The 12607-nt window shown below is 74.4% G+C and carries 11 protein-coding genes; 5 read left to right on the top strand and 6 right to left on the bottom strand.

What is annotated here, in order from left to right:
• Positions 1 to 54 precede the first annotated feature (54 nt).
• The 3 genes from ACFOSY_RS30350 to ACFOSY_RS30360 form a co-directional block, all read right to left on the bottom strand.
• A complete protein-coding gene (locus ACFOSY_RS30350; RefSeq protein ID WP_394313132.1) occupies positions 55 to 1293 on the bottom strand; it encodes an MFS transporter in 1239 nt (412 codons plus the stop codon).
• Positions 1294 to 1636: 343 nt separating this feature from the next.
• Complete coding sequence (locus ACFOSY_RS30355; RefSeq protein ID WP_394313084.1) at positions 1637 to 2170, bottom strand: DoxX family protein; 534 nt, start codon at positions 2168 to 2170, stop codon at positions 1637 to 1639.
• 85 nt (positions 2171 to 2255) lie between these two features.
• Complete coding sequence (locus tag ACFOSY_RS30360; RefSeq protein ID WP_394313087.1) at positions 2256 to 2579, bottom strand: hypothetical protein; 324 nt, start codon at positions 2577 to 2579, stop codon at positions 2256 to 2258.
• A gap of 194 nt (positions 2580 to 2773) precedes the next feature.
• Here ACFOSY_RS30360 and ACFOSY_RS30365 point away from each other — a divergent pair, with 194 nt between their 5' ends.
• Complete coding sequence (locus tag ACFOSY_RS30365) at positions 2774 to 3655, top strand: fructosamine kinase family protein (protein WP_394313089.1); 882 nt, start codon at positions 2774 to 2776, stop codon at positions 3653 to 3655.
• Between the two features lie 3 nt (positions 3656 to 3658).
• On the opposite strand, the gene ACFOSY_RS30370 is transcribed toward ACFOSY_RS30365, so the two are convergent.
• Together ACFOSY_RS30370 and ACFOSY_RS30375 are read right to left on the bottom strand one after the other, a co-directional pair.
• Positions 3659 to 5314, bottom strand: a complete 1656-nt coding sequence (locus ACFOSY_RS30370; protein WP_394313092.1) for a catalase — start codon at positions 5312 to 5314, stop codon at positions 3659 to 3661.
• 582 nt (positions 5315 to 5896) lie between these two features.
• On the bottom strand, positions 5897 to 7387 hold the full coding sequence (locus ACFOSY_RS30375) for a PucR family transcriptional regulator (protein ID WP_394313094.1): 1491 nt from the start codon (positions 7385 to 7387) through the stop codon (positions 5897 to 5899).
• A 164-nt stretch (positions 7388 to 7551) separates the two neighbouring features.
• Here ACFOSY_RS30375 and ACFOSY_RS30380 point away from each other — a divergent pair, with 164 nt between their 5' ends.
• The 3 genes from ACFOSY_RS30380 to ACFOSY_RS30390 all read left to right on the top strand — a co-directional run bounded on the left by ACFOSY_RS30380 (position 7552) and on the right by ACFOSY_RS30390 (position 10595).
• A complete protein-coding gene (locus ACFOSY_RS30380) occupies positions 7552 to 8172 on the top strand; it encodes an L-threonylcarbamoyladenylate synthase (protein WP_031019333.1) in 621 nt (206 codons plus the stop codon).
• Positions 8173 to 8245: 73 nt separating this feature from the next.
• Entirely contained in the window at positions 8246 to 9001 is a 756-nt protein-coding gene (locus ACFOSY_RS30385) for a dienelactone hydrolase family protein (RefSeq protein ID WP_394313097.1), read from the top strand.
• 88 nt (positions 9002 to 9089) lie between these two features.
• The gene (locus ACFOSY_RS30390) at positions 9090 to 10595 is read left to right on the top strand and encodes a metallophosphoesterase family protein (RefSeq protein WP_394313101.1); all 1506 of its coding nucleotides are present in this window, start codon (positions 9090 to 9092) and stop codon (positions 10593 to 10595) included.
• 6 nt (positions 10596 to 10601) lie between these two features.
• On the opposite strand, the gene ACFOSY_RS30395 is transcribed toward ACFOSY_RS30390, so the two are convergent.
• The gene (locus ACFOSY_RS30395) at positions 10602 to 11576 is read right to left on the bottom strand and encodes a TauD/TfdA dioxygenase family protein (protein WP_394313103.1); all 975 of its coding nucleotides are present in this window, start codon (positions 11574 to 11576) and stop codon (positions 10602 to 10604) included.
• A gap of 182 nt (positions 11577 to 11758) precedes the next feature.
• Here ACFOSY_RS30395 and ACFOSY_RS30400 point away from each other — a divergent pair, with 182 nt between their 5' ends.
• On the top strand, positions 11759 to 12589 hold the full coding sequence (locus ACFOSY_RS30400) for an aldo/keto reductase (protein ID WP_394313106.1): 831 nt from the start codon (positions 11759 to 11761) through the stop codon (positions 12587 to 12589).
• Positions 12590 to 12607: the final 18 nt, after the last annotated feature.

A 12607-nucleotide genomic window follows, 5' to 3' on the forward strand; every position in this document is an offset into this window, starting at 1 on the left:
CGCGCCCCTGAAAGCAGGCGTCCGCACCACCGCGTGTTTCTCAGGCTCCGCCGGCTACGCAGCCGTCTGCAGGGCCTGCTGAGGTGCCGCGTCCTTGGTGAGCGCGACCGGGGTCGTCACCCTGCGGCGGTGCAGGAGGTGGCCGGAGGCCAAGGAGAGGGCGATGATCGCGCCGCCCGTGATCAGGGCGCCCCGGGGGCCGGCCAGTTCCATCAGGAGGCCGAGGGCCGGCGGCCCGCCCAGGCTCCACACCGTGCCGATCGAGCCCCACACCCCCAGCACGCGTCCGCGCAGATGGGCGGGCGGGTCGGTCTGGAGGACCGCCGTGCCCGCGGTGTCGGAGACGGACTCGACGACGGCCATGGGCAGGACCAGCACCAGCAGCATCGCCAGCGAGGGCGACAGACCCGCCGCGACCTGGAGCAGCGCCCCCGTCGCGGCCAGGGCGCCGACCAGCCGTACGGAGGGGCGCCGCAGCCGTGCGCCGAGGACCGCGCCGACGATGCCGCCGGCCGCGAGGACGGTGGACACCGTGCCGAACGCGGCCGCCCCGCCCGCGAGCGGGCCGGTGACGAGGACGGCGAGGGTCAGACCGTAGTTGCGGCCGAACACCGCGCTGATGCCGGTGACCCCGGCGAGCGCGAGCAGCCGCGGGCGGCGGGCGAAGAAGGCCAGCCCCTCGCGGACGCTCATGCCGGACCGGGGGCGCTGGGCGGCACGCCCCGCCGCGGCCTGCCGTACCGCGCCCGCCGCCGGGCGCAGGAACGGGATGACCGCCGTCACGAAGAGGAAGGAGAAGCCGTTGGCGAAGTAGGCCGCCGCCGTGCCGAGGAAGCCGACCGTCACCCCGGCCAGGGCCGCGCCCGCGAGCCGCCCCGCGTTGAAGACCAGCGCGCCCACGCCGATGGCGGAGGGCACGTCCTCGGCGGGGACGAGGTCGTTGCCGAGCAGGGCGCAGGCCGGGTTGTCGACGGTGGCGACCATGCCGGTGACGGCGGCCAGCACCATCAGGGTGGTCATGTCGAGCCGGTCCAGCGCCACCAGGGTGGCCGTGGTGAAGGCGATGACGGCGAGCAGGGCCTGGCTGACGGCGGCGGTCAGCTTGCGCGGCCAGCGGTCGACGGCCGCGCCGCCGAGGACGCTCATCAGCAGGGCGGGGGCCGCCTGGACGGACATGGACAGGCCGGTGGCCGCGGCGGACCCGGTGATCTGGAGGACCAGCAGGTTCTGCACGGTCAGCTGCATCCACGTGCCGGCGTTGGACACAAAATTGGCGACGGACCACCAGCGCATGCTGCGGTGCCGCAGGGAACGCCAGGGCGACCGGGACCCGGCCGGGGCGGGGGAAGGTGTGGAAGACACGGTGCGCTACTCGGGGAGGAGCCCCTCGGGGCTCGGCTGAGTGGGCGCGGGAAGGAGGACGCCGGCTGCGCTGCGCGGCGGTTCCCGTCGCCGGATCGGGCGCGCACCATCGTGGCAGAAGGGACCCCCGAGTCCTCTCCACCGGGCGGGCGCCGTGGAGGGACTCGGGGGTCAAGGACGCGTGCCCGCGCGGCACTTGGCCGCGCGAGTGCGGTTGCTCACAGGGAGGTTCGCGACGCGGGGCCGCGGGAACCGGCGGCCCCGCTCGCGGTGGTCAGTGGGACAGCTTGACGCGGGCGCGTCCGGCCGCCGCGCCGGGGCCGGCACCGGCCTTGAAGGCGCGCCGGGCGATGTGGGCCTCGCGGCGCAGGTCGTGGGCGGCGTGCCGGCTCCGCCACAGCACCGAGGGCCGGCCCCCGGTGTCGTCGGCGGCGATCAGCAGGCCGCCGAGCAGGCCGAGGTTCTTCAGGAAGTGGATGCGGTGCTGGGCCTTGTCGCCGTCGTCCTCCTCCTCCCAGAAGCGGTGCGCGGCCAGCGTGGTGGGCACCAGCGTGACGGCGATCGCGAGGGCGGCCGGGCGGGACATCCGTCCGGTGGCCAGCAGCAGTCCGGCGACCACCTGGACGGCGCCGTTCAGCCGCACGGAGTCCTCGGTGCGGTCCGGCAGTGCGGACAGACGGCTGGTGACCGGCCGTACGACGGGCTCGGCCAGCCCGGCCACCCGCTGGGGGTTGCGGAGGGTGTCCAGTCCGCCCGCGATGAAGATCGACGCCAGCATCGGCCGGCCGAGGACGCGCAACAGGCTCATGTCCTTCTCCTGAAGTGTGGAGGGTGCGGTGCGCCGGGTTCCCCGCGGGACGGGGACCATGCGGCGGGGGCAGGCGGCCGGGTGGTCACCAGAACCGGGTGGTGAGGGCGGGCCGGCGGACCGCCTCGACGGCGTCGCGCAGGCACAGGGCGACGCCGATGGTGGCGCGCAGCACCGAGGGCCGTACGCTCTGCGCGGTTTCGGTGGCCAGGACCAGCAGGCAGCCCGCCGCCTGCTCGACCACGGAGACCGGGAGGGTGCAGTCGCCCTCGGCGGCCGCGCGGAACGCCTTCAGCGGGACCCCCGCTCCGTCGACCGTCCGCCGGGCGGCCTGTTCCAGGTACGGGACGGCCTGTTCGCAGAGTGTGGCGGGCAGGGTGAGGGTGCGCTGGAACGATGAACTGGTCATGTTCACATGGCTCCCACGGCGTGGCGCGCCCGCATCGGGCGGAGCCGCTTTTTCACCGTCCCGCGTGAGCGCCCGCCGCACGCCCGCCGTACGCGCGCCCGCCGCCAGCGCCGGGCTCGTACGCTGGGCGCGTCATGAAGCCGCCGGGCCGGCCGTCGGGCCGCCGGGCGACCGCCGAGCCGAGGAGGCCGCCGATGACCGTGTCGTCCCCCGCGTCCGGCGAGGAGGGGCCCGGCGCCGTGGCGGCGCGGCTGACCGGGCGGGCGGTGACCGGGGTGCGCCCGCTGTCCGGCTCGCTCGCCGAGGCCGTCCTGGACGACGGCCGCACGGTGGTGGTGAAGCGCGCCGAGGACACGGAGGCGGCGCGCGCCGAGGCGGCGGGGCTGCGCTGGCTGGCGGAGGCGGGCGCGCCTCCGGTGCCGTGCGTGCACGGCCGGGAGGGGCCGTGGCTGGTGCTCGACCGGGTGGCGGAGGGGCGGCCGGGCCGGGAGGCGGCGCTGCGGTTCGGGCGTGAGCTGGCGGGCCTGCACGCGGCCGGGGCGCCCGCGTTCGGGGCGCCGCCGCCGGGCGGGCCGGTGGAGGCGTTCATCGGGCTCGCCCCGATGCGCAACGTCACGGGCGACGACTGGCCCGCCTGGTACGCGGAGCACCGGGTGCTGCCGTATCTGCGCCGGGCGGTCGACGAGGGCACGATGGACGCCGGCGAGGCGGACGTGGTCGAGCGGGTCTGCGCACGGCTGCCGGATCTCGCGGGGCCCGCCGAGCCGCCCGCGCGGCTGCACGGCGACCTGTGGAACGGCAACGTGCTGTGGGGCGCGGACGGCAGGGTGCGGGTCATCGACCCGGCCGCGCACGGCGGGCACCGGGAGACCGACCTGGCGATGCTGGCGCTGTTCGGCTGCCCGCTGCTGGACGCCGTGCTGGAGGGCTATCAGGACGCGGCGCCGCTCGCCGACGGCTGGCGGGCGCGCGTCGGCGTGCACCAGCTGTTCCCGCTGCTGGTGCACACCGTGCTGTTCGGGCGGGGTTACGCCGGGCAGGCGCTCGCCGCCGCCCGGTCGGCCCTGTCGCGGTGAGCGTCAGCGGGTCACCACGTGCCGCTCGTCGGGCACGCAGTGGGTCATGGTCAGCCCCGTCACGTCGCGCGGCGGGTTGTCGCCGAGGCTGGCGAGCCGCTTGCGGTCCTCCTCGGTGAGGGTCTGGCCCTCCAGCGGCTCCAGGTGGGCGACGTCCTCCGGCACGATGCCGAGGCCCTCGCCGACCCGGCGGCCCAGGTCGTTCTCCACCAGCAGGAAGTGCCACACCATGCGCTCCCGCACCGGCCGGTCGCACCGCGCCAGCATGCCGGTGAGGTTCTTCACCAGGTCGTCGCGCTCCCAGTCCTCCAGCAGCAGGTAGCGCTGGCCGGCCTGGAGGTAGTCGTTGGTGCGCTCGATCCGCTTGCGGGTGAGCCGGCCGCGGATCTCCGGGCCCTGCTCGTCGTGCGTCGGATAGTGGGCCTCCCTGAGGCCGCCCGTGATCGACGGCTCGTAGTTGACGTGGGAGTTGTCCCCGCCGTCCACGTGGTAGGCCATCTGGCCGTCGCGCTGGTTGGTGCGCACGTGCGCGTGCTTGGGCTGGTTGACCGGCAGCTGGAGGTAGTTGGGGCCGACCCGGTAGCGCTGGGTGTCGCTGTAGGAGAAGGTCCGGCCGACGAGCATCTTGTCGTCGGAGAAGTCCAGGCCGTCGACGAGGACGCCGGTGCCGAAGGAGATCTGCTCGTTCTCCGCGAAGAAGTCGTCCGGCATCCGGTCGAGCACCATCCTGCCCACCGGCTTCGGCGGGAAGTCCTGCTCGGGCCAGGTCTTGGTGTCGTCCAGCGGGTCGAAGTCCAGCTCCGGGTGCTCGTGGTCGTCCATCATCTGGACGAGCAGCTCCCACTCGGGGTGGTCGCCGCGCGCGACGGCCTCGTAGAGGTCCTTGGTGGCGTGGCCGAGGCCCTGTGCCTGGACGTTGGCCGCGTCCTCCTCGGTCATGGAGCGCACGCCCTGTTTGGGCATCCAGTGGTACTTGACCAGCTTGGTGTTGCCCTCGGCGTCGACCCACTTGTAGGTGTTCACGCCGAAGCCCTGCATGTGGCGGTAGTCCGCCGGGATGCCGCGCGGGCTGAACAGGTTGACCAGCATGTGCATCGACTCGGGCGTCTGCGACATGAAGTCGAAGATGCGGCGCGGCTGCTGCTCGAAGGTGACCGGGTCGGGCTTGAGGGCGTGGATGACGTCGGGGAACTTGATGGCGTCCCGGATGAAGAAGACGCCGAGGTTGTTGCCGACGAGGTCCCAGTTGCCGTCCTCGGTGTAGAACTTCACGGCGAAACCGCGCGGGTCTCGGGCGGCCTCGGAGGAGTCCCGGCCGCCGATGACGGTGGAGAAGCGGACGGCGAGGTCGGTGCGCCTGCCCGCCTCCTGGAACAGCTTGGCGCGCGTGTAGCGGGAGACCGGTTCGTCGCCCCAGGTGCCGTACGCCTCGAACCAGCCGTACGCGGTGACGCCGCGGGCGTGCACGACGCGCTCGGGGATGCGTTCCCGGTCGAAGTGGCTGATCTTCTCCAGGAACTGGTAGTTCTCCAGCGTGGCCGGGCCGCGGGAGCCGACGGTGCGCTGGTTCTGGTTGTCGTAGACCGGGTGGCCCTGCCGGTTGGTGAGTACCTTGCGGTCGTCGCCGGTGGCGGGGCCCTGGCTCGAGGTGTCCGTCATGATGCGATGGGCTCCTTGCGCTGCTGCTTCTGGCCGGTGACGGGCCGGGGCGCGGCTGCTCCGGGCCGTGGGCCGGGTCCTGGCGGGCGGCCCGGGTACCCGGCGCCGCGGCGTCATGCACGCGTGCGCGGCCCGTTCACGGCGAAGGCAGGGCGTGCTGCGCCCGCCCGCGGCCGCACCCCGCCGGCGGCGTGCGTACGACGCCCATGCTGCCCCCGATCACCACGTACGGCGACCGGAGCACGGCGAAGCGTGACGGCACGCCCGCGGCACCTGCCGGACGGGCGGACGGCGGACGGGCGGGACACGGCGAGGCCCGGCCACCTGGTGCTGCGCGGTGACCGAGCCTCGTGACGGCGTGCTCAGCCGCCTTCCAGGCGGGCCGCCGGCAACATGCGCAGGGCGCTGCTCAGGCATGCCTCGACGTACCAAGGGCGGGAGCGCGACCGGTCCCCCGTTCCGGTCGTGCCCCCGCCGTGGCTCGAAACTATGCAAGGCGAGGCGCGTCTGTGTACCGCGCCGATGCCCGCTGTGCGGGTCCACGGCACTCACCTGTGCACAGGTGAGTCCGAATCGCCCCGTTCACTCCCCCGCGAAGAGCGGCTGTTCCAGCTCGCCGACCGCCAGATGGGCCAGGGCGACCTCGTAGAGATCGGTCCCGGCGGCCAGGAGTTGCCGTTCCAGGACCGGTTCCGCACTGCGTACGTGCTCGCGCACGGTCTGGGCGTGCACCCCGAGGGTCTGCGCCGCCCGCTCGGCGTTGGCCCCGGCGGCGATCCAGGTGCGCAGGGTGCGGCGCACGTTGCGCGGGTCGCCGTCGAGGCGTTCCAGCAACTGGTGCGCCCAGGAGGTGACGGCCGGTCCGGACAGCAGTTCGGCCAGGCGCCGCGCGCTCGCCGCGGAGTCGGCGGGCCCCTGACCGTCCAGCAGGTTGATCTGGGTGTGCAGCGCCAGATGCACGACGGCCCGTACGGTCACGTCGTCGAAGTCGACGCCGAGCATGGACTCCACGCGGTCCATGCGGGCGCGCACGGTGTTGCGGCTGACGCCGAGGACCTTGGCGGTGGCGACGGCGGTGAACTCCAGGCCGAGCCGGGTGGTGGCGAGCAGTTCGGCGCGGGTGTGGTGGGGCAGCGCGTCGAGCGGGCGCAGCACCCGCGCCGCCCAGGTGCGCAGCGCGGCGGGGTCCATCAGCCGCTCGGGGTGGGTGCGCTCGGCGTACACCGCCGTCTTGTCCTGCCGGAACCGGGCCACCGCCAGCGCGCTGACGGCCTGTCCGTAGGCGGTGGCGGTGCGGGCCAGGCTCTGCCAGACGCTGCCGCCGACGAAGGTGTCGGGGTGACGTTCCACCAGGGACCGCAGGTCGCCGGCGGTGGCCTCGCGCGGGCTGAGGACGATCACATGGCCGTCCACGGCCGGGCAGCGCACCACCAGCGCCTCCTCGCGGGTGCGTTCGATGCACTCGGCGGCCAGCCGGTCGCGTACGGCGGGGTCGGACTCCAGGACGTAGACGCAGGCGGTGTCGGCGTCCAGCAGGCCCGGCCAGAGTCCGGCGGCGACCCGCCGGGCGGAGACGGTGTCCTCGACCATCAGCAGCTGGAGGATCGCCAGCCGCAGGTCGGCGGTGGCCCGCCGGAGCCGGACGCCGGCCGCCTGCGTCTCGTGTGCGGTGAGCAGCAGTTCGATCACCTGTGCGGTGTGGGTGACGACGTCCGAGGCGTGCCGGTCGAAGGGTTCCCCGCGGGAGACGGCCAGTACGCAGGCGCCCGTGGGGTGCCCGACGCGGACCAGGCGCAGATGGCGTCCGTCCCCGTCCCACGCGGCGGACGCGATCCGTCCGGAGGCGACGTCCGCGGCGAGGGTCTCGTCCAGCGGCAGCGGGGTCCCGGCGAGCGTCGTGCCGGCCTCGTCGCGGAGGGTCACCTCCGCGCGTACCGCGCCGGCCAGCCAGTCCACGACCCGGCGGACGTCACGCCCGGCCGGCCGCAGGTGCTCCAGCAGTTCACGCGCCCAGTCGGGACGCCCCGCCGCCTCCGTCGCCGTCCTGTGCGCCGTGTCCTTTCCGCCCGTCACCTCGGCCTTCCCCTCGTCTTCCTCGCCGTGTGGCCCGGACGGGGGACGTTACCCCACGGGTGGGCGCGGCTCACCCCGGCGCGACGGGTGCCGCGTCCTCCTCCGGAGGGTGACGCGGGGCCCGCGGTCCGCGGCGGGGGGCGCGGGCGGCATAAGCTCGGTGAATGGCCAAGTACTTCGACGTGCACCCCGACAACCCCCAGCCGCGCACCATCGGCCAGATCGCCGCCGCCATCCGCGACGACGCGCTGATCGCGTACCCCACGGACTCCTGCTACGCGCTCGGCTGCCGTCTGGGCAGCCGCACCGGCATCGACCGGATCCGCACCATCCGCAAGCTGGACGACCGGCACCACTTCACCCTGGTGTGCCGTGACTTCGCGCAGCTCGGCCAGTTCGTACGGATCGACAACGACGTCTTCCGCGCGGTGAAGGCGTCGACGCCGGGCCGCTACACGTTCATCCTGCCCGCGACGAAGGAGGTGCCGCGCATGCTCCAGCACCCCAAGAAGAAGACCGTCGGCGTGCGCATCCCCGACCATGTGGTCACCCAGGCGCTGCTGGAGGAGCTGGGCGAGCCGCTGCTGTCCAGCACCCTGCTGCTGCCCGGCGAGGACGAGCCGATGACGCAGGGCTGGGAGATCAAGGACCGCCTCGACCACGTGGTGGACGCGGTGCTGGACTCCGGGGACTGCGGCACCGAGCCGACCACGGTGATCGACTTCTCCGGCGGCGAGGCGGAGGTCGTGCGGGTGGGCGCGGGCGACGTCTCGCGCTTCGAGTGACGGACTTCGGACGGCGGACTTCGGACAGCGGACTTCGGACGGCGGACTGCGAGTGAGGGAAGAGGAGCGGGAGATGACGGACGTGGAGGGGACCGAGGTCCAGGTCCCCACCGAGGACGGGACGGCCGACGCGTACCTGGCGCGTCCGGCGGACGGCACGCCCCGGCCGGCGGTGCTCTGCCTCACCGACGCCTTCGGGGTGCGCCCGACGGTGCGGGAGGCCGCCGACCGCCTGGCGCGGGCCGGGTACACCGTGCTGGTGCCGAACCTCTTCCACCGGCGCGGACCGGCCCCGGTGGTGGAGCTGCCCGCCTTCATCGACGGCGAGGCGCGCGGGGAGCTGTTCGTCCGGCTCCGTCCGGCGCTGGCGGAGCTGACGCCTCAGTGCGCGACGGCCGACGCGGGCGCGTATCTGCGGTACCTGGCGGGGCTGCCTGAGGCGGCGGACGGGCCGGTGGCGCTGGTCGGCTACTGCATGGGCGCGGGCCTGGCGCTGCGCGCGGCGGGCGCGTTCCCGGACCGGGTGGCGGCGGTGGCCGGGTTCCACGGCGGGCGGCTGGCGACCGACGACCCTCACAGCCCGCACCTGGCGGCGCCGCGCATCACCGCGGAGGTGTACCTCGGGCACGCCGACGAGGACCCGTCGCTGCCGCCGGAGCAGATCGAGCGGCTGGAGAGGGCCCTGACGGACGCGGGCGTCCGGCACCGCTGCGAGGTGTACCAGGGGGCCGCGCACGGCTACACCCAGTCCGACACGGCGTCGTACGACGAGAAGGCCGACGAGCGTCACCGGGCGGCTCTGCTCGACCTGTTGGACCGCACCTTCTGACCCGGCGCCCAACTCGGCGAACGCGGCCTCAGGTTGGTGACGGGCCCCGGCCACCGTCCGCGCACCGCACCGTTGTTACGGTGCACACGTGTCCGAATCCTCACGCGACACCGCCGAGGGCGCCGGCTGGGGCGCCTCCGCACGCGGTGAGTATCTGCGGCTGGTGCCGCGCCAGGCGGAGAAGATCTCCTGGCTGAACCCGAGACATCTGTGGGCCGCCCGCAACGGCGTCCTGGCCTCCTGGTTCGGCGACCCCACCGGGGAGGTCAGGGCCCGCTGGGCGGCCCGGGCGGCGGCGGACGGGGCGCCCGCCGACCGCGTGATCCGGCGCGACGACCCGGACCGCTTCTCGTTCCTGGTGATCGGCGACACCGGCGAGGGCGGCGAGCCCCAGTACGCGGTCGTGCCAGGGCTGTTGAAGGAGGGCCGGGACACCGCGTTCGCCGTGCTCGCCAGCGACGTCATCTACCCGGTCGGCGGCGCCGACGACTACGGACCCAAGTTCTTCCGGCCGTACCAGGACTACCAGGCGCCGGTCTACGCGATACCCGGCAACCACGACTGGTACGAGGACCTGGCCGGCTTCATGCGGGTCTTCTGCGACGCGGCCGGACCGCTGCCGCCCGGCCCCGCGCCGCGCCCCCTCACCCGCGCCTGGCTGCGCTCCCTGCTCTGGCACCGGCCCCGCCCCGGCGACGGGGAACACCTCGACGAGGCACGGAAGTTGCGCTCCTCCCCCGCGCAGCGGGCCGTGCAGCCGGGCCCGTACTGGGCGATCGACGCGGGGCCGGTACGGATCGTCGGCATCGACACCGGACTGCTCGGCACGCTCGACGCCGAACAGGGCGCGTGGCTGCGCGAGGTGTCCCGCGGCCCGCGCCCGAAGATCCTGGTGACCGGCTCGCCCCTGTACGTGGACGGCGCACACCACCCGTGCCCGGTCGAGGGCGGCGGCACCGTCGACGACATCGTCCGCGACCCGGCCCACCGGTACGTGGCCGCGATAGGCGGCGACATCCACAACTACCAGCGCTACCCGGTGCGTCTGGACGACGGCCGCACCCTCCAGTACGTGGTGGCGGGCGGCGGCGGGGCGTTCACGCACGCCACCCACACCATCCCCCGGGTGGACGTCGCCGGGGTCACCGAGGCGGACTTCCGCTGCTATCCGCTGCGCGGCGACTCCCTCGCCTTCTACAGCGCGCTCTACGGGCGGCGGACGCGGCTGCGCCGGTTCTTCTCGCTGACCGAGGCGGAGGCGGCGGCGGTGATCGCCGAGCGCCTGGGCATCGGGCCGACCCGCGCGCCGGGCGCGCCGGCCCGGGTGACACGCCGGATGCGGCTGGTCGCGGGGCTGCTCGGCACCGGGCGCCGGCCGGACCGGGGCAAGCGGCTGCGGCTGCCGGTGCGCAAGGCGTACCAGTCGCTGTTCTCGCCCGGTTCGGCCACGTACAGCCCGCCGTTCTTCAAATCCTTCCTGCGGATCGACGTGAGTCCGACGGAGCTCAGGCTGCGCTGCTTCGCGGCGACCGGGCAGCGGGCGCAGGAGGTCGCCCCGCCCGTGGAGGACGAGGTGACCGTCCCGCTGACGTGAGGGCGGTCACCAGCGGCCGGGTGCGGGGCCGGTGAGGGGCAGGGAGGGCGTGCCGTCCACGCCCACCGGGACGTCGCCGGCGAGCATCACGCGGTGCATGATCCGCGGGTGGTCGAGGTGGGCCGTGTCCGCGGGCGCGAGGTGGATGGCGGCCCGGTTGTCCCAGAACGCCACGGTGCCCGGCTCCCAGCGCAGTCGCACGGTGTACTCGGGCCGGGTGGCCTGCTCCAGCAGCATGTCCAGGATCGCCCGGCTCTCGGGGCGGGACAGGCCGGTGATCAGTTCGACGTAGTAGCCGTTGACGAACAGGATGCGTTCCCCGGTCTCGGGGTGGACGCGCACCAGCGGATGCTCGGTGGCAATCTGGTGGTCCAGCAGATGGCGTACGTAGGCGTCGTCGCCGGGCCGGGGCTGGTAGCCCACGCCCAGCCGGTGCTCGGCGCGCAGCCGGTCGGCGAACTCCCGTACGGGGGCGGACAGTCCGGCGTAGGCGGCGGCCAGGTTGGCCCAGGTGGTGTCGCCGCCGTAGGGCGGTACGGTCTCGGCGCGCAGGATGGTCGCGGCGGGCGGGTCGACGCGGGCGCCGTGGTCGCAGTGCCAGCCGCGCAGCACGGTGTGGCGGCGGCGCCGCAGCCACTCGTCGTGGTCCATGCCGTAGCGGCCGCCCAGTTCCAGGCGGTCGGCGGTGGTCTCGATCTCGGGGAAGTCCGCCGGTGAGGCGGAGCCCCGGCGGGGCAGGACGACCGGTTCGCCGAACCGCCGGGCCAGCGCCACGTGTCCGGCGTGGTCGAGGCGCTGGCCGCGGAAGAAGACCACCTTCCAGCGCAGCACCGCCGCCCGGATCGCGGCGACCGTCCCCTCGTCGAGGTCCCCGGCGAGGTCCACGCCGGTGATGTCGGCCCCGATGTGCCCCGCCGCGGGGCGCACCTCCACCGTCCCCGTGTGCTCCCGATCCGTCCCGGCACGGCTGTCCGTCGTCATGCGTCCCACTCCGTCGCTCGTACCCGCCGGCCCCGGCCGGACCGGCTCCCGGAGAGATCGTGGCAGGACGAGCGTGCCCTGGCGACAGGGCGCCGGGCGGCGCGCCGGGCCCGTCCGGTTGATCACCGGCCCCGCCGTGGCCGACGCTGGGAGGACGACACCGCGACCGGAGGGCCCTTCCCGTGACGAGCATCCCGCAGCACACTCTCCACGACGGCACCACGATCCCCGCCCTGGGCCTGGGCACCTGGCCGATGGACGACGCCGAGGCGGAGCGGGCGGTGACCTCGGCCCTCCGGGCCGGCTACCGCCTGATCGACACGGCGGCCAACTACCGCAACGAGACCGGTGTGGGCCGGGCCGTCGCCGCCGCCGGCGTCCCGCGCGAGGAGATCGTCGTGACGACGAAGCTCCCCGGCCGCCACCACGGCTACGAGGAGACCCTCGCCTCCTTCGAGGAGTCCCGCGCCCGCCTCGGCCTGGAGTACGTCGACCTGTACCTGATCCACTGGCCGCTCCCCCGCGTCGGCCGGTTCGTCGACTCCTGGAAGGCCATGATCAAGCTTCGTGAGGACGGCCTGGTCCGCTCGATCGGCGTCTCCAACTTCACGCCCGCGCACATCGAGCGGCTGGAGAAGGAGACCGGGGTGCTGCCCTCGGTCAACCAGGTCGAGCTGCACCCGTTCTTCCCGCAGGAGGAGCTGCTCGCCTACCACGCGGACAAGGGCGTGCTCATCGAGAGCTGGAGCCCCCTGGGCCGCGGTTCGCGGCTGCTGGACGACCTCGCGGTGGCCGCCGTCGCCGACGCGCACGGCGTCACCCCGGCGCAGGCGGTGCTGCGCTGGCACGTCCAGCTGGGCGCGGTGCCGGTGCCGAAGTCGTCCGACCCTCAGCGGCAGCGCGCCAACCTGGACGTGTTCGGCTTCGAGCTGGACGACGCCCAGATGCGGACGATCTCGGACCGGGCGCACCGGCGGATCGGCGGCGACCCGGAGGTGCACGAGGAGTTCTGACCGGGTACCCGGGACCCT

Origin of the sequence: Streptomyces lusitanus (assembly GCF_042647945.1) — a bacterium.
Lineage (GTDB): Bacteria > Actinomycetota > Actinomycetes > Streptomycetales > Streptomycetaceae > Streptomyces > Streptomyces pseudogriseolus.

What these genes read in the sequence shown, in the direction of transcription:
- ACFOSY_RS30350 (WP_394313132.1), bottom strand. Translation starts at nt 1,293, where the DNA reads ATGCGCTGGTGGTCCGTCGCCAATTTTGTGTCCAACGCCGGCACGTGG.
- ACFOSY_RS30355 (WP_394313084.1), bottom strand. Translation starts at nt 2,170, where the DNA reads ATGAGCCTGTTGCGCGTCCTCGGCCGGCCGATGCTGGCGTCGATCTTC.
- ACFOSY_RS30360 (WP_394313087.1), bottom strand. Translation starts at nt 2,579, where the DNA reads ATGACCAGTTCATCGTTCCAGCGCACCCTCACCCTGCCCGCCACACTC.
- ACFOSY_RS30365 (WP_394313089.1), top strand. Translation starts at nt 2,774, where the DNA reads ATGACCGTGTCGTCCCCCGCGTCCGGCGAGGAGGGGCCCGGCGCCGTG.
- ACFOSY_RS30370 (WP_394313092.1), bottom strand. Translation starts at nt 5,314, where the DNA reads ATGACGGACACCTCGAGCCAGGGCCCCGCCACCGGCGACGACCGCAAG.
- ACFOSY_RS30380 (WP_031019333.1), top strand. Translation starts at nt 7,552, where the DNA reads ATGGCCAAGTACTTCGACGTGCACCCCGACAACCCCCAGCCGCGCACC.
- ACFOSY_RS30385 (WP_394313097.1), top strand. Translation starts at nt 8,246, where the DNA reads ATGACGGACGTGGAGGGGACCGAGGTCCAGGTCCCCACCGAGGACGGG.
- ACFOSY_RS30395 (WP_394313103.1), bottom strand. Translation starts at nt 11,576, where the DNA reads ATGACGACGGACAGCCGTGCCGGGACGGATCGGGAGCACACGGGGACG.